This window comes from Deltaproteobacteria bacterium HGW-Deltaproteobacteria-6, from assembly GCA_002840435.1.
In the GTDB taxonomy this organism is placed as follows: domain Bacteria; phylum Desulfobacterota; class Syntrophia; order Syntrophales; family Smithellaceae; genus UBA8904.
Genome location: PHAT01000009.1, coordinates 1 through 16730, shown reverse-complemented (window position 1 = coordinate 16730; position 16730 = coordinate 1). Strand labels below are relative to the sequence as shown.

General features: G+C 52.8%; 14 protein-coding genes. 5 read left to right on the top strand and 9 right to left on the bottom strand.

The annotated features are described in order from the left end of the window. Window position 1 precedes the first annotated feature (1 nt). From hisC to CVU71_16805, 6 genes are all read right to left on the bottom strand, one after another. Window positions 2-1117 (bottom strand): histidinol-phosphate transaminase, encoded by a 1116-nt coding sequence (gene hisC, locus CVU71_16830; protein PKN17197.1) that lies wholly within the window; start codon window positions 1115-1117, stop codon window positions 2-4. Further along, on the bottom strand, window positions 1095-2414 hold the full coding sequence (locus tag CVU71_16825) for a hypothetical protein (GenBank protein ID PKN17196.1): 1320 nt from the start codon (window positions 2412-2414) through the stop codon (window positions 1095-1097). The genes hisC and CVU71_16825 overlap by 23 nt, the downstream gene beginning before the upstream one ends. A gap of 151 nt (window positions 2415-2565) precedes the next feature. Beyond that, window positions 2566-3180, bottom strand: coding sequence for a nucleotidyltransferase family protein (locus CVU71_16820; GenBank protein ID PKN17195.1), 615 nt, complete (start codon window positions 3178-3180; stop codon window positions 2566-2568). A 70-nt stretch (window positions 3181-3250) separates the two neighbouring features. Then, entirely contained in the window at window positions 3251-3754 is a 504-nt protein-coding gene (locus CVU71_16815) for a hypothetical protein (protein ID PKN17194.1), read from the bottom strand. A 147-nt stretch (window positions 3755-3901) separates the two neighbouring features. Continuing rightward, a complete protein-coding gene (locus CVU71_16810) occupies window positions 3902-5116 on the bottom strand; it encodes a serine hydrolase (GenBank protein ID PKN17193.1) in 1215 nt (404 codons plus the stop codon). Window positions 5117-5360: 244 nt separating this feature from the next. Continuing rightward, complete coding sequence (locus CVU71_16805) at window positions 5361-6440, bottom strand: dehydrogenase (GenBank protein ID PKN17192.1); 1080 nt, start codon at window positions 6438-6440, stop codon at window positions 5361-5363. A gap of 101 nt (window positions 6441-6541) precedes the next feature. On the opposite strand from CVU71_16805, the gene CVU71_16800 reads away from it, so the two are divergent. Genes CVU71_16800 through CVU71_16780 form a run of 5 tightly spaced genes read left to right on the top strand, consistent with a single transcriptional unit; the run spans window position 6542 to window position 14274 of the window. Then, window positions 6542-8839, top strand: coding sequence for a carbon monoxide dehydrogenase (locus CVU71_16800; protein ID PKN17297.1), 2298 nt, complete (start codon window positions 6542-6544; stop codon window positions 8837-8839). Next, window positions 8836-9306: a ferredoxin gene (locus CVU71_16795; GenBank protein ID PKN17191.1), complete on the top strand. Its 471-nt coding sequence runs from the start codon at window positions 8836-8838 to the stop codon at window positions 9304-9306. Before CVU71_16800 ends, CVU71_16795 begins: the two co-directional genes overlap by 4 nt. Beyond that, the gene (locus tag CVU71_16790; GenBank protein ID PKN17190.1) at window positions 9303-10187 is read left to right on the top strand and encodes a molybdopterin dehydrogenase; all 885 of its coding nucleotides are present in this window, start codon (window positions 9303-9305) and stop codon (window positions 10185-10187) included. The genes CVU71_16795 and CVU71_16790 overlap by 4 nt, the downstream gene beginning before the upstream one ends. Window positions 10188-10192: 5 nt before the next feature. After that, window positions 10193-13192, top strand: coding sequence for a hypothetical protein (locus CVU71_16785; protein ID PKN17189.1), 3000 nt, complete (start codon window positions 10193-10195; stop codon window positions 13190-13192). Further along, entirely contained in the window at window positions 13189-14274 is a 1086-nt protein-coding gene (locus CVU71_16780) for an amino acid ABC transporter ATP-binding protein (GenBank protein PKN17188.1), read from the top strand. Before CVU71_16785 ends, CVU71_16780 begins: the two co-directional genes overlap by 4 nt. 36 nt (window positions 14275-14310) lie before the next feature. Here the strand turns inward: CVU71_16780 and CVU71_16775 are convergent, their stop codons facing one another. The 3 genes from CVU71_16775 to CVU71_16765 all read right to left on the bottom strand — a co-directional run bounded on the left by CVU71_16775 (window position 14311) and on the right by CVU71_16765 (window position 16642). Continuing rightward, the gene (locus CVU71_16775) at window positions 14311-14889 is read right to left on the bottom strand and encodes a hypothetical protein (protein ID PKN17187.1); all 579 of its coding nucleotides are present in this window, start codon (window positions 14887-14889) and stop codon (window positions 14311-14313) included. A gap of 20 nt (window positions 14890-14909) precedes the next feature. Next, a complete protein-coding gene (locus tag CVU71_16770) occupies window positions 14910-16172 on the bottom strand; it encodes a hypothetical protein (protein PKN17186.1) in 1263 nt (420 codons plus the stop codon). A gap of 230 nt (window positions 16173-16402) precedes the next feature. Beyond that, window positions 16403-16642: a hypothetical protein gene (locus CVU71_16765; protein ID PKN17185.1), complete on the bottom strand. Its 240-nt coding sequence runs from the start codon at window positions 16640-16642 to the stop codon at window positions 16403-16405. Window positions 16643-16730: the final 88 nt, after the last annotated feature.

The window sequence follows — 16730 nt, the reverse complement described above, 5'->3', positions numbered from 1 at the left end:
CCTATGATTCCAGCGTCTTTTTCAGCGCCGCGACAAAGGCCTCCATCGCCTCCATCTTCGAGAGGGTGACCCGGATATGGTTTGGATAGCGGAAGCCCGTCATGGGACGGATCATAATTCCTTCACGCATGAGTTTCCGGTAAGCCAGCGTGTCGCTTCCCGGCAGTTTCACAATCAGATAATTGCCCTCGCCCGCGATGACCGGCAAATTCAGCCTGGCCAGTTCTTCGCGCAAAAAAGCACGGCTTTCGCAAACCAGCGCGCGCGTCTTTGCGATATGGCCCGTATCGTCGCGCAGGCAGGCCAGGGCTGCCTCCTGGGCGATGCTGTTTACGGAATAGACCACACAGGTCCGGCGGATCATATCGGCTGCGGCAGGGTCCGCGGCCAGGTAGCCGATGCGCAGTCCCGCGATGCCGTACATTTTGGAAAAAGTCCGAAACACAATGAGGTTGGGGTAATCTTTGATGAGCGAGATGCCGTCGGGATAATCCTCGTTTTCCACAAACTCGAAGTAAGCTTCGTCAACGACTACCATCTGTTTACCGTCCAGAGCGTCGAGAAATGCAATCAGGGTGTCTTTGGACCAGTAAGTTCCCGAGGGATTATTCGGATTGCAGATAAAAATCACTTTGGTGTTTTCGTCAATGCTTTGGAGCATGCCCTGTTCGTCAAACCGTTCGTTTTTCAGGGGGATAAGCTTTGCCCTGATTCCGGAAAACGTCGCCACCCACTCGTAAACGGCAAAGGTTTTGTCCGTCGTGATGATATTGTCCCCCTGCTGGCAGAAGGCCTTTACCACAAAGGCGATGACCTCATTGGCGCCGTTGCCCACCACCACCTGATCCGGGTCGATGCCGTTAATGCTGCCGATTTCCTGACGCAGATAGTAGGAATCGCCGCTGGGATACACGGCACCCCGGGGCGGGGAAAAACGCCGGATGATCTCCTGCGCGCCGGGCGGAGGTCCCAGGGGATTTTCGTTATTGTTGAGCCGGTACAGGCTCGGGCAGCCATATAGCTTTTTCAGCTCGCAGTCCGGCTTGCTGGGAATATAAGGCTCAAATTCCCTGACATAGGCAGGGACGAGGATATCAAGATTTGTTTTCATTATCATACTGAAAGATCATGAGATCTGATTTTCCGGCAAAAGGCAGAATGATTCCCGGTTTAAAATGGTTGTTTAAAAGCACGTAAATCAGCCGGGCATGCCAGGGGACGCCCAGATCCAGTTCGACATAAAGATTGAGAAAATGGTCATTGCGTAGAAAACGGATGTGTCTTTGCACATTGTCTTGATAATCATCTCCGGCCATGACGGGGCGAAGGGTGACGGTGGACTGCTCACGATACACTTCCGCGGAAAACAGCGATGGACCCAAACGTGTTTCGCCCATGTCCCGGATGGTTCGGATTTCTCTGGCCAGAGCCAGCCGCCGGTATTCCCGGCGCAGATAATCAGTCATATCGGCGTCCGACCAGACCTCAAAACCGGGATCTTCATGAAGCAGCCGGTAAAAAGAAATCTCTTCAACGGGTGCTTTGCCTTCTTCATGATAGCGGAGCGTACCGAGGGCTTCAAAATTGTTCCGGAGCGGTTCGGGAAGCCCCCACAGGCTGAGCAACCCCAGCGCCTTGGTGCGGGCGATACCGGCGATGCAGGCGGTAAACAGCGCTTCGCCGATCGCTTTTTCCTGATCTTTGGAGAAGCAGTATGGGCCGTAAAACTGGACGATCTTTTCCGAACGATAAAAAAGCAGGATGCCGCCGACAATTTCCTTTTTTTGGTTCAGGGCCACAAGGGCGTTATATTCCCCGCTGTGAACCATATCCACAAGCTTGCCGGGATGCCTAAAAAAAGCCGGCCTGTATGGCAGGGAATAATGTTGCGAGGTCAGGATGGCAAAGACTTTCAGCCTCTCGTCATCCGGCGTCCCGGTTGATAAATTTTCAGCAGGCTCCGGTGCGGGAAGTATCTCTTCATAAGCGGGGTAGGTCTTTTCTTTTGTAATGGTGAGGCAAACCCGGTTGTTCTTTTCAACGGCAACATTGAAATAATCCACGGAACGGGAGGCGATCAAAAGACCCATGGATTCCAGGTCGGATTCTCGGTCATGGGCGATGGTTGAAGCGATATTGAGACCGCTTAAATTCAGCTCCGGCGCGGAAAAACGGAAATGAACGCGGGCATAATAGAATCCGTTGAAGCACTGCACTTCCAGTGATTTTCCCGGGCAGACGAAATGACTGAGATAAAGAAAAATTTCCTCCGTCGCCAGGCTTAAACGGATATATTCCGCCTGTTTCAGGCCGAAGACCATTGCCGCCGATTCCACAAACTGGGTGACGACGGGAAGGTAATGCGCTGAGGCGCTGATTTCCAAAGTCAATGTGCGCATGTTGTCAGTATCCATGACCTTATTCCTTTACAAGTGCTGCATTTTGGAAATTCCTTATAGAACAAAGCTTGAACATAGTCAAAGGGTCTGAAGCGGCAAATGATGCCTCTCCGCAACTTGTTTTGCAGGGGAAAAATATTCAATCCCGCTTGCGCCAGACGAGCATTCATTCACCGCTGCTTACTGCGAGATGGTTGATTGCCTCTTCATAATGTTCCGGGGTGTCGATATCCATCAATATACCGGGATCGTGGCAATTGATATTCAGAGCTTCGCCATTGTAGCAAGACAGGAGCGCCCGCATTCCCCCGGGTTCATTGAAAGTCAGAACAGCCGGGATCAGCGCCGTCGATACGAGAGGCGGATGTCCCCGTCTGCCCTCATAACAGGGATAACAGATGCTCGCCTTCTTTTCCATTTGAACGGCGATCAGGCGGCTGATCGTTTCGGGCCGGACCAGCGGGATGTCCGCAGGGTGGAGAAAAAAAGCTTGGCAGTCCGGATTCAGACTTTTTACACCGGTTTGAATGGAGGAGAACATGCCCTGATCATACTGTTCATTGATGGTCCAGGGGATACCCTGCTTTTCCAGGACGGGCCGGACATCGGCGGCCTGATGCCCCAGCACGACGAGCATATCGGATATTCCCGCTGAGCGGTACAGGGTGATGAGTCTCTCCAGAACGGTTTGACCGCCCAGAGGCATCAGCGGCTTGAAAGCGCCCATGCGGGTGGAGCGTCCGGCGGCAAGGATCAGTGCGGCGAATTTTTCTTCAGACATGATTTTCTGTTATATCCATATTAAGGTGATCCCGCTCTGGCTGATCACTCTGATTTTTCCATGATATCTCTTATTCTTTCTGCCCCTTCTGACCGGCCATTGCTTCTTTTCGCAAACGAACTTCCTGCTCCGCCTTCAAACGGTCTATCTCCGCCTGCACGGCACGGGTGTTATCTTTTTCCACCTGTTTTTGCTGTTCTTCCTGAACTTCTTTTTGCCAAGGCTCTGCCTGGTCTCCTCCCCGCAGATGATTCACCAGTTCGTTCAGCTCTCCTTTTCGCAAATGTTCTATCGTTGCGCTGATGCTTAATTTTTCAGCCAGTTCTTTCATCTCTGCGTTTGCTTTCGCAATTCTTGATTGCGCCTCATCCAGCGATACTTTTTCACTTTTTGCTGAGAAGTCCTTAACGGTCACTTTTTCGCCTTTTGAGGCCGGTTCACCGAATGATTGTATGGATGAAGCAGGAGCGTTATGATTCCGGCTGTCTTCCCATGTTTTGAATCCTTTATATACCGCCAGACCTATGCCGATGAATAATACCAAAGAAAAAACAGATACCTTGAGTTTCATCATTCACGATCCCTTTGAGATTTGCTGTTGATTATTGTGAAGGAGATCATAAAACCGATCAGTTTCCGTGTCAAGAAAATCTCAGTCTGGGATTGCAAGTGCGTCGCATGCGCAGGTCAGGAATGTGATAGGACGCTGCCCCTCCGGGACTCACCGTACCTGTTTTATGGCCTTCTTCTCATTGTCAATTGCCAGTTGCACTTGCTTGTAAAACCCATCGCGCTTTCTGCTCTGATCACCACCCTGACGATCAGAGGCCTGCGGCCAGCTGCTGTTTGACGCAATGATCAGTTTCCGCCCGGGATCGATAAATATGCCCTGACCGAAAATCCCCCTTGCCGTATAGCTGCCGTCCTTCATGGTCCACCATTGATATCCATAGCCATATTCGGGCTGATTGGTATCGGTATGCTTCGTCGTTGCCGCAGCGATCCAGCTGTCCGGCAGCACCGGCTTGCCTTCCGCCATACCGCCGCCCAGGATGAACAAACCAAAGCGGGCAAAGTCCCGGGTTGATGCCTGCAGACAGCAGCCGCTGATTTCATGACCGGTGGACCCTAACAGCCAACTCGCGTTCCGCTCCATGCCGAAAGACCGCCAGACCTTCTCCGACAGATACTGGGACAGACTCTTTTTGGTCGCCTGACTGACCAGTACACCGATTAAATTGGTCTCACCGGTCTTGTAAACCCATTTCGTGCCCGGAGGCGCTTCACGTTTCAATTTGCGCATATAGCTGACAGTCACATCGACGCCCGGCTCGGCCTTGTGCGCGTTGAACAAAGCGACATCCGATTTGGGGTCGCCATAGTCCTCGTTCCACTTTACGCCCGATGTCATGGTCAGCAGTTGCCTGATCGTGACATCATCATAGACCGACCCTTTGAGGTCGGGAATATAGGCAGACACCTTGTCGTCGATGCTCCTGATATAGCCGTCCTTAATTGCCGCACCCACCAATGTCGAGGTGATTGATTTTGCAACCGAGAAGCTGGTCCAGCGTCCGGCGCCGTCGAAGCCGAGTCCATATTTCTCGAGACGGATTTTGCCGTCCTGGACGATCACCAATCCGGCGGTGCGCTGATTTTTCATATAGGCATCGACATTGATGCCAATATCAAGCGGCGCTCCCTTCGGCAGGGGATAGACGTATCCGTCAGCGGAAATGACTCGTGATTTGGTAAGGATGGGCATCCGGTCCATCGCGCGAAAAGCGGCATCGCGCTGTTGGATTGACCAGAAAAGTACATCCTTGTTGGTCGGTATGTTAAGGATCAACCCGCGCATATCCTTGTCAGCCGTTACCCAGAATATGCCGCCTGCCGCCACCAGCACTGCCAATATCCCAACGATCCATTTTCGCATCACACACCCCCTTAGTTCTGTAATGAAACGTCTGATCATGCTTTTAATCCCGCTCACGCGGGACGAACGTTAATTAGCCTCAGATTGCTGCGATATGAAAATGTTCATTTCATGCCCCGACAGTTTGTTGCGAGGCGGTTGATTAAAGAAAGATTTTTAACAATTACTGATTGCAATGTATCATAAGATCACTGATTTGAAAAATGAGTAATGCAGGAAAAACCATTTTTGTAACTTTTGACTCTCATTTTGATCCTGTTCCGGTGCGCAGCGCAATCAGTTCAGCGACGATGCTCACGGCTATTTCCGCGGGCGTTTGCGCGCCGATATCGAGGCCGATCGGGCAGTGGACGCGCGCCAGGTCTTCCGCGCTTACGCCGTCTTGCCGGAGGCTTTCGTAGATGGCGTCGCGCTTTCTGCGGCTTCCGATCATGCCGATATAGCCTGCGCCGCTCTCCATGGCCTGAAAAAGAACAGTCCGGTCGTGCTCGTGCCCCCGTGTAACAATGACAATCCGGTCGTTGAGGCCTATGGACAGGCCGGCGAAGCAGTTTTCAAAGGATGCCTCCGGAATCACAATCTCTGATTCGGGAAAACGGTCGCGACCGGCAAAATCCGGACGGTCGTCAATGATGACGGTGGCGAAACCGGTTATGTCGCACAGAGCGGCCAGTTTCCGGCCAATGTGGCCGGCTCCCGCGATGATAACCCGCTCCCGCGGAAAAACGGGTTGAATCAGATATCGGATGCCGCCGCTGCCCGTTACAAGTCTTGCCTCGTCCGGATGGCACGCCTGTTTCAAACTGTTGAGGTCAAACCCCGTCAGATCCAGAGAACCGGCATCGATATCATCTCCGGACATGACACCCAGGCCGGTCTTCACAAACGTTTCGTTACTATGATCCGGGTGAACGGACCAGATAAGCCAGGCGGGCTTTCCTGCCTCGCAAGCGCAGGCGATCTTCATGAACAGGCCGGCCGATAAAGCATCATTGCCTTCCAGGAAATCGACAAGGACTTCTACCTGTCCGCCGCAGATCATGCCGCCTTTGACGTTTTGCTGATCGTTGAACGAGAATTTCAGACAGACGGATTGCCGGCAGGCGATAACCTTTGCCGCAGCTTTCAAAACCTGTGCCTCCAGGGCGCCGCCCCCGATGGTTCCCACGCTTTCATTATTTTCGAAAATGGCCATGGTGGTTCCTGCTTCGCGGGGAGCCGATCCCGAACGGAAGATAATCGTTGCCAGAACGATTGGCCGCGGACTCGAAAAACTGTCGGCAATAAAACGGTAAAATCCTTTCTCCATTGAAACACTCGTCATCCTGTGCTAAGAATTTAATTGTGAAGGCATATAGCACAAAGGTGCCTGGAAGTCATTAAACAGTTGTTTCTTGAAAGGAAATAGCCACGTTGGACATACAAATTCCGGAAATCGGCAAATCCTTTGCGCGGCCTGATGCGGCGGCCAAAGTGACCGGAGCCGAAAAATACGCCGTGGATTATTACGGGGACAATCTGCTCTGGGCCGGTGTGCGCCGCGCAGGTGTTGCCCATGGCCGTATCCGCAATTTGGACACGTCGGCCGCCGCGCACCTTCCCGGTGTGGTGGCTGTGTTGACAGGCCGTGACGTCACCGGCGCCAATCGTCAGGGAATTGTCCACAAGGATCAGCCGGTCCTTGCCACGGATAAGGTCCGCTATTCGGGTGACGCCGTTGCGCTGGTTCTGGCGGAAAATCGGGAAACTCTGAAACAAGCCATCGATCTTATCGAAGTTGACATTGAACCCCTGCCGGGGGTTTTTACCGTTGAAGAAGCTCTGAAACCGGGCGCGCCTGTGCTTCACGAGGATTATCCCGGCGGCAATGTTCTGCTGAAAGCCGAAATCAAGGCCGGCGACGGCGAAAGCGCGATTGCGGGTTGCGATATTCTGATTGAAGAAACTTTCGATGTTCCCATGCAGGCTCATGCCTTCCTCGAAACGGAAAACGGCATTGCCTGGCAGGAGGCGGACGGTCGTGTTGTCCTGATTGCCTCGACGCAGGCGCCCTTTCGCGACAAGTGGGAAATCAGCCATGCGCTGGGATTGGCCATGGATAAGATGCGTGTCATCAGCCCCTATCTGGGCGGCGCTTTCGGAGGCAAGGACGGCGCCACGGTGCAGTGCTTTCTGATGCTGGCCGCCCTTCATGCGCAAGGCAGGCCGGTCAAGATGTGGTGGAACAGGGAAGAAAATTTTGCGGCCGGCTACAAGCGCCATGCCGTCCATATGCATTATCGGCTCGGGGCCAAATCCGACGGAACACTTCAGGCGCTGCATTGCCGCCTCTACTATAATACGGGAGCCTACGCGCATCTGGGCGGAGAGGTCATGGCCCTGGGCATGGAACATGCCGGGGGACCATACCGCATTCCTCACACGCTTATCGAAGGCTGGTGCGTTTATACGAACAACCCTGTTGCCGGCGCCATGCGCGGCTTCGGTGTCGCGCAGGTCAGTTTTGCCATCGAGCAGATGATGGATCTGCTGGCTGCAAAACTGAACATCAACCCTCTGGCGCTGCGCAGGAAAAATGCGCTGCGCCGTGGAGACCGGAACACTTCCGGCGTCACCATGACTCAGTCCACAGGCATTCTCGACTGCCTTACGGCGCTTGCAGAAAATCCGCTCTGGCTCAATCGCAACGACTGGAAGCAAAACGCCGGACCCTTTAAAAAAAGAGGCGTGGGCGTATCCGCCGTGTTTAACGCGATGGGCTATGGACGCGGCCTGCCCGATTCAGCCATTGCCAAAATTGAGCTGACAACGGAGGGACGAATCCGGGTCTATAACGGAGTAACCGATATGGGGCAGGGCAACGCCACCGCCTTTGTCCAGATTGCCGGACAGATTTTGTGTCAGGAAAATACGCGCATTGAGCTTGTCCAGCCGGACACGGACCGGACGCTTCCTTCCGGATCGTCCTCGGCAGGACGCACGACTTATACCTATGGCAACGCCCTGATTAAAGCCAGTGAAGCGCTCCGGCGTAAAATTATCGGCCGCGCGGCGCTGGTTCTTCTGGCCGACACTCTGGAGCATCTGGAGCTTTTGTCGGGGCGTGTCCGCGACCTGCAATCCGGCCGCGAAATTCCGCTGGAGATGATCGGTTCGATGATGGCGGCGGAAGACCGGGTCTGCATCAGCCAGTTTCTCATGCCTGTTGTCCGCGACAAACTGGATACGGGGAAGGAATTTATCATCGGCTTTCCCCATCTTATTTTTTCCTATGCCGCCCATTTGGCTTGCATTGAAGTGGACACACTGACCGGCGCCGTCGATGTCAAGGCTTATGCCGCCGCAACCGAGGCGGGACGCGTCCTCAACCCGCAGACCTTTACGCAGCAGGTGCAGGGCGCGATTGCCCAGGGCATCGGTTACGCGCTCTATGAAGAAATCATGATGGAGCAGGGGCGTCTGCTGACGCCGAATTTCACCACCTATCATATTCCCGGCGCGATGGATATTCCGGAAATCAACTCGCAGATTGTGGAAACCTGGGAGCCGTCTGGTCCCTATGGCATGAAGGGCGTCGGTGAAGTCGGCTCCAACGGCCCGCTACCTGCCATTGCCAATGCTCTGGCCGACGCCTGCGGCATCCGTTTGACCTGTTCTCCCCTGAAACAGGAACGGGTGCTTGAGGCTTTGTCTCGGTCCCGTCGGGAAGGAGGCCGGTCATGAATATCCGGTTTACGCTCAACGGGAAGGCAATAGACATGGAAACCGCCGCGGATCGGCGCGTGGTGGATCTTCTGCGGGAAGACCTCGGGTTGACAGGCACCAAGGAAGGATGCGGCGCCGGTGAATGCGGGACCTGTTCTATCCTTGTGAACGGCGAACACCGTTTGTCCTGCCTGATGATCGCGGCGCAACTTTCAGGCCGGGATATTGTGACCATCGAAGGGCTGTCTGAAAAGGACCGTTTGCATCCGCTTCAGGAATCTTTCATTCGCCATGGAGCGGTGCAATGCGGGTTTTGTACGCCGGGCATGATTATCGGGGCGGCGGCGCTCCTGAAACACAATCCACGGCCCTTACGGGAAGAGATCCGCGCGGGACTTGCCGGAAATCTCTGCCGCTGCACGGGATACCAGAAGATCGTGGACGCCGTCGCAGCGGCTACGCGCCGTGAGGAGGAAAAACCATGAGACAGGTTTACCTTCCTCAAACTCTTGCCGATCTGTGGTCCTGTCTCAATGCAAACCCTGATGCCCTGATATTTGCGGGCGGCACGGACCTGTTTGTCAAAATGCGCGCCGCCAGGACGGATGCAACCGTCCTGATCGGACTGGAAAGGATTGCAGAACTAAGCGGTATCGGGGAAGATGATGGTGAAATTTGGATAGGCGCTTGTGCCACGCATGAAAATATTCTGCGCCATCCTCTGATTGCGGCGCACCTGCCTGTTCTTGTCCAGGCTCTCAGGACGCTGGGGTCTCCTCCGATCCGAACAATGGGAACCATTGGCGGCAATATCTGTACGGCCTCACCGGCGGGGGACACTCTGCCGCCTTTGTATGTGCTGCGGGCGGACGTAGAGATTGCTTCACAGAAAGGCAGTCGATCCGTGTCTGTCCCGGACTTCATCGCCGGTCCCGGAAAGACACGGCTTGCGCCGGGCGAAATCATCACAGGCGTTCGCGTAAAAAAGCCTGCGGAATTCAACTTTCATCATTTTGAAAAAGTCGGACAGCGCAAGTCAATGTCCTGCGCGGTTGCCAGCATGGCCGCTCTTCTCAGGATCACGCCTTCCGGAATGATTGAAGCGTGCCGTCTGGCCTGGGGCAGTGTCGGTCCCGCCGTTATGACGGATGCCGGAATTGAAGACTTTCTGACCGGTAAAAAACTGTCGCAAGAGACGCTCTCCGCTGCCGCCGAGAAAATTGTCCGCTTTGTTTTGCCGATTGATGATGTCCGGGCCGCGGCGGATTATCGCCGGACTGTATCAGGCAATCTCATTCTGCGGCTTTCCGGTATGGAGAAGCCCGCTGCGGAATTGAAGAGACAAAGCCCTTCGGAAGGGATGTAAAAATATTGAAACACCGGTGTAAAAAAAATGAGAAGAGGAGCATCGCTCTTTTTACCTTATTTGTTTTTTTTCTTGTAATGCTTCCGGGCTGCTCCAGCAATCCGGAAAGCAACCGTATCCTGCCCGGTCCGGCTCAGATGAACGCCCCCGGATATTCCATCGGTGTGCCGCAGGGCTCCGCCGCCATGACGGTTGTTGAACAAAAATTCCCCAAATGCAAAATCGAGTATTATTCAGGTGTCAATGACGGTTATCTGGCGGTCAAGCAGGGAAAGATCGATGCCTTTGCTTTTGACCGGCATACGCTTCAGTATGTGGCCATGAAAAATCCTGATCTGGCGCTGATGGATGACAAGATTGCGGATGAACGCATTGTTGCCGGCGCCGCGCTGGACCGGAAGGACTTGATTACGAAAGTCAACGCCTTTATCCGGCAATACAAGGCGGATGGAACGTATCAGGAAATGTATAATCGATGGATCCTGCAAGCAAACGCCGTAATGCCCCGGATAGCGGAGCCGGAAAATCCAGCGATGACGCTGAAAATCGCTACCGACGGTTTGAACGAACCGATGAACTTTTACGCCGGTGGTGAACTGACGGGATTCGATATTGAATTTGTCAAAAGGCTCGCTTATTTTCTCAATGCAAAAGTCACGTATCAGACCATGGAATTTTCCGCACTGGTTATCGCCGCGCAGGCCGGAAAGGTCGACTTGCTGATAGCGGACTTGAATGCCACGCCGGAGCGCCGGAAGAAAATGTTATTTTCCGATGCCTATATGGATTCGGAAGTTGCCTTTCTTGTCCGGAAGGACAGGCTTTCCCGGAGTGCGGCGGTTCAGCAGATAACGGATGTGTCGCAGCTTGCCGGGGGAAAAGTCGGGGTTCAAACCGGCACGACTTACGAGACGGTGTTAAAAGATAAGCTTCCTGATGCCACCCCCGTGTATTTTACGACGTTTACGGATCAGATCGCGGCAGTCAAGGCGGGAAAAATTGCGGGCTTCCTTGTGGATGAAGTGGTGGCGCGCGGCATGATCCGTCAGACATCCGGCATTACCTACATTCCCAAATGGCTGCGTCTGAATGAGTATGCGTTTGCGTTTTCGAAGAACCAGTCTCTGCTGCATCGAGAGGTCAATGCCGCATTGCAAGAGATCAAAAACGACGGGACGCTTAAGAAGCTTGAAACTAAATGGTTCGGCACGGATGATACACTCAAAGTTCTCCCGGCTCTCCCACTTGAAGGCAAAAAAAGGGTGATCCGGTTTGCCACGAACAGCGACTGTGCGCCGTTTGTCTATATGAAGAACGGGACGCTGGTTGGTTACGACATCGAGGTGGCGATGATCATCGCCTCGAAGCTTGGACGCAAGCTGGAAATCATGGATATGGACTTTGCGGCGATCATCCCGTCGCTTTCGGCTGGCAAAAGCGATATGGCCGGCGCTTTTATCGCCATTACGGAAGAACGTGCCCAGTCGGTTCTTTTCAGTATTCCCAATTACTCGGGTGGCACGGTTGCTGTGGTTGCTGAACTTGCCGCCGCTCCCGCCTCACAAATCATTACGGATCCTTCTCAGCTTGCCGGGAAGAAAGTCGGAATTATCACTGGCTCCGTCTACGATGGCATGTTGAAAAAATATGTCCCCGGAGCTGTTCCCGAGTATTTCAACAGCTTTTCCGATGAAACGGAAGCGCTCAAGACCGGAAAGATCGCAGCCTTTCTGGTGGATGAACCGATCGCACGGGATATTATCAACCACTCATCCGGTGTAATCAGTTTAACGAAGGCATTGAGTTCGGACAGCTATGCATTCGTTTTTCCGAAGAATCAAGTTGATCTGCAAAAGCAGGTTAATGCCGTGTTGAAAGAGATGCAGGGCAACGGAACGCTGAAAAAGATAGAGGCCAGGTGGTTCGGCAAGGATGACTCGGCGAAGGTTCTTCCGGATCTCAGGTTCGACGGCAAAAACGGGGTGATCCATCTGGCCACGAACAGCAACCTGGCGCCATTTGCCTACGTGAAGCATGGAAAAATCGTGGGGTATGATATTGAGATTGCCATGATCATTGCCTCGAAACTCGGCCGGACACTCGAAATTGCTGATATGGATGTTGCTGCAGTCATTCCGTCGCTGATGTCCGGGAAAAGTGATATGGCCGTTGGTGGTTTCACAGTCACCAAAGAACGGGCCAGGTCGGTCCTTTTCAGTGTTCCCAATTACACGGGCGGCATCGTTGTTATGGTGGCGGCAGGCGCCGATGCCCGGGAAAACGCCGGAGGCAAAAGTATCTGGGCGGGCCTGGGGAAGAGCTTCCAGCGGACCTTCATGGTTGAAGATCGCTACAAGCTCGTCTTGCAGGGCCTGTGGGTCACTATCCTGATATCCATTCTCTCGGCTGTTTTGGGCACTGTTCTTGGATTTATCGTCTGCATGATGCGCCGGGCGAAAACAAGGGTGGCGAATATTCCGGCCAGAGTCTTTATCCGTGCGATTCAGGGAACTCCCATTGTCGTGCTGCTGATGATTTTATACTACATCGTTTTCGGCAGTATGGATATTAATGCGATTGTGGTGGCCATTATCGGTTTTTCCATAAACTTTGCCGCTTACGTATCGGAGATGATGAGAACAGGCATTGACGCGGTGGATAAGGGGCAGCATGAAGCCGCTTATGCCATTGGCTTTAACAGGATTCAGGTCTTTGCCAGAATCACTCTGCCGCAGGCGGCAAAGCACGTCCTGCCGGTGTTCAAAGGCGAGTTTATCTCCATGCTCAAGATGACATCGGTGGTCGGTTACATTGCCATTCAGGATCTGACCAAAATCAGCGATATTATCCGCAGCCGCACTTATGAGGCTTTCTTTCCCCTTATCGCCACCGCCCTGATTTATTTTACCATCGCCTATGTGATGGCTTTTCTGTTGTCACGGGTGGAAATGCGGATTGATCCGAAGTGGCGGAAGAGGGTGGTGAAAGGCGTGGTGATCCGATGATCAGCGTGAAAAATTTATCCAAACACTTTGGCGATCTGGCCGTCCTGAAAGATGTCAATGTTGAAATTAAAAAAGGTGAGGTGATTGCCGTCATCGGCCCGTCCGGCACCGGCAAGAGCACCTTGTTGCGCTGTCTCAACCTTCTGGAGGAGCCGGAAGGCGGCGAAATTATCATTGACGACGTCAACCTTCTTGATAAAAAAACCAATGTCTTCAAACTTCGTCAGAAGATGGGCATGGTTTTCCAGTCCTTTAATCTTTTTTCGCATTTGATGGTGATTGAAAACATCATGCTCGGGCCGGTTGATTTGCTAAAGATGAACCGTCAGGATGCTTTTGATGAGGGCATGAAGCTATTGGCCATGGTGGGGCTCGCGGAAAAAGCGTATGCCTATCCCGACGAGTTGTCGGGCGGTCAGAAGCAGCGGGTGGCCATTGCCAGAACGCTGGCCATGAAGCCGGAGATCGTGCTGTTTGACGAGCCGACTTCCGCGCTTGACCCGACCATGATCAGCGAGGTGCTGGCGGTTATCCGCAAGCTGGCGGCAGACGGGATGACCATGATGATTGTCACCCATGAAATGAAATTCGCGAAAGATGTCTCCACACGTGTTTTATACATGGATGAAGGGATTATCTTTGAGGAAGGAACACCCGATCAGGTCTTTAACCATCCTCAAAAGGACAAGACGCGCGCCTTTATTCATCATGTCAAAATCTTTACCTATAAAATCCGGTCCCGGTCTTTTGATCTATACAATCTTCATGCGGAAATTGAAACATTCGGGCGCAAACAGTTCCTTTCTGAAAAACAGATATTCAATATCCAGCTTGTGCTGGAAGAGTTGATCGTCAATAAGCTGATTAAAAGACCCGGGGAGTCTGTTGATTTGACGGTCACGGTCGGTTATTCCGAACAGGACGGCGCAATTGAGATTGTGATTTATTACAGAGGTGAACCCTTTAATCCATTCGAGGGTGCAGGCGATGACGATCTCCCCATGATGATTGTCGGGAAGCTGGCGGTAAGCCACGACTACTCTTGGGAAGAGGGGCAAAATAAATTAAGGCTCACCTTGTGAGATCCGCTTATTACAGCAATTCAAAAAAACCGGATCTTATGCCAGCGCGTTTTCCAGTGATTCCTTCAATTGCTGAAGCGCTTTACGGTCCATCTCCAGGGCAACCTTGCCGCCGCCGGGATGAGCAAATGTCAGAGTTGCGCCGGTTTGGGTCTTCTCAACCTGCCATCTGGTTCCCGCGGGGAATTTCACATGTTCGGAAAGCCAGTCGTCGGATTCGAATTGGGCGATCTGAATGAGGACGCCGAAGGCGTCGCGGGGGTGGATGAATATTTCCGTCCAGACGCCTTCCGGATATTCATTGTAACCGAAGAAGGGAACGCCGTGCGCTTCAAGATGGGCCATGGCCTTTTTGATATCCGGTGTCTGAAGGGTGATGTGATGGACGCCTGCTTCTCTGGATTTCAGGAAACCGTCCAGAAAACTTCCGGGGCCTGTGGGTGAAATAATTTCCAGACGGGACAAATCGCCCAGCGAAAACAGCTGCCAGAAATACCGGGTTACGGGATCGGCCGCACAAGTTCCCGCGACGGCTCCCAGAATGTCTTGAAAGAAATGCGCGGCCTTTTCCTGATCTTTTACCGCAATGGATACATGGTCAATGCGCGAAATCATTTATTTCTCCCATAGCCGGACTAGAAATCCCTGAACTCATCTTTTCCAAAGGGAATGATCTCTTCCGGTTTTACTTGATGCGTCTGAGTGCGACCGGCTGCCGCTTTTCCGGCAGCGGCCGGCAGTGCTTTAACGGGAGCCTTGCGGGACGCCCCTTGAGTCGCGCCGGTTTTCCGCGCCCGCTGCATACGGGTTCCGGGAGATGATGAGATATTCTTTACCCCGTCGGCCTTTCCTTCGACAACAGCAACCAGCCGTTTAACAATTCGCTTGATTTGCTCCGACTGGGCGCTCATCTCCTCCGCGGCACTGGCGGATTCTTCAGCCGTAGAGGCATTCTCCTGGGTTACCCGGTCAAGAGCGGCAACTGCCTTGTTGATTTGACTGATTCCCTGGGCCTGTTCGACCGATGCGGCGGCGATTTCCTTGACCAGTTCCTCAACCTTACCGGCAATTTCCACGTTTTCCGCAAAGGCATTTTGCGTCAGCCGGGTCAGATCACTGCTTTCCTTGACCACGGCAATGGTGTTTTCAATAAGGGTCTGCGTGTTTTTAGCTGCATCCGCCGAACGCTGGGCCAGATTCCTGACTTCGTCAGCGACCACGGCAAATCCCGCGCCTGCTTCCCCTGCACGGGCGGCTTCCACCGCCGCATTCAAAGCCAGGAGGTTTGTCTGAAAGGCGATTTCGTCGATGGTCTTGATGATTTTACCGGTCTCCTCGCTGGTCTTAGTCACCTTCTGGATTGCTTCTGCCATGTTGCTCATGTGTTCGTTTACTTTGGTTACGATAGCCCGGGTTTCAGCCATGAGGTTTTTTGCCTGAGTGGCGTTTTCCGCGTTGCCGGTCGTCATGGCGGACATTTCTTCCAGGGACGAAGATGACTGTTCGATGGCCGCCGCCTGAGAGGACGTCCCTTCCGCCAGTACCCCGGTGGCATTGGATACAAGGGTTGCCGCGGAATTCATTTCACCCGTCGATTCATTCAACTCGCCGGCGATCTGCAGGATTTGCACGATCAGCTTTTTGCCGACGATAATGAAGTTGGCAATCATAATCAGCATTCCGAAAAGGACGATAAACTTCGGCCATAAAGCATCGCTTCCGGCCATTCGGCCGCCGATGAAACCCGCCAGAATAACCATTACCAAACCGGGCGCAAGCCATACGAACAATTTGACGGTCAATGTTTTTCCGAGAAAAAATCTGAGAATGCCGGCAACAATCATTGCCGCAATCGTATAGGTGACTAGCTTGATGGCACATTCAATAAGCAAATCCATGAGATCCTCCTTTGGCAGGCTGTGATACAGCTGTGTATAATTCGTTATCTTACTAGCGCCCCAGTCGTTAGTCAATCATGTTTATAACCGGCATAAGAAGCTGGCGCCGGACCTGCCCGCTAACTGCCGAATCCGGTTTGATAAAAATATTTTCCCCAATAATAAAAACCCCCTCAGTCCAATGAACCTGAGGGGGCGTTATATAGACAGATCATGTTTTTCTGCAGCGGCTATAACTCTTTCATTTTTTTCTTTGCTTCGTTGTAGAGTCTCATGACACAGAGGAAGATCGCCAGAAAGAACAAACCGAACATGAAGTTTGGCGCGGTGCCCAGATACGAGTCGAGTTTGTACCCCAGCCAGAGGAACAGGAAAGAAGCGATCACCAGAATGAAACCCCAGGCCGACAGCATCAGAATTCCACTGAATTTCTGATACGCCCGGTAATGAAACTTGTGCGTTGTGATCATGGTCGTGTCCTCCCTTCTTAAATTTCTTTCTGTGTCTTCCTTACAACTTTCTATCAGCTTACAATATTTTTCACTGCATCAATCACCG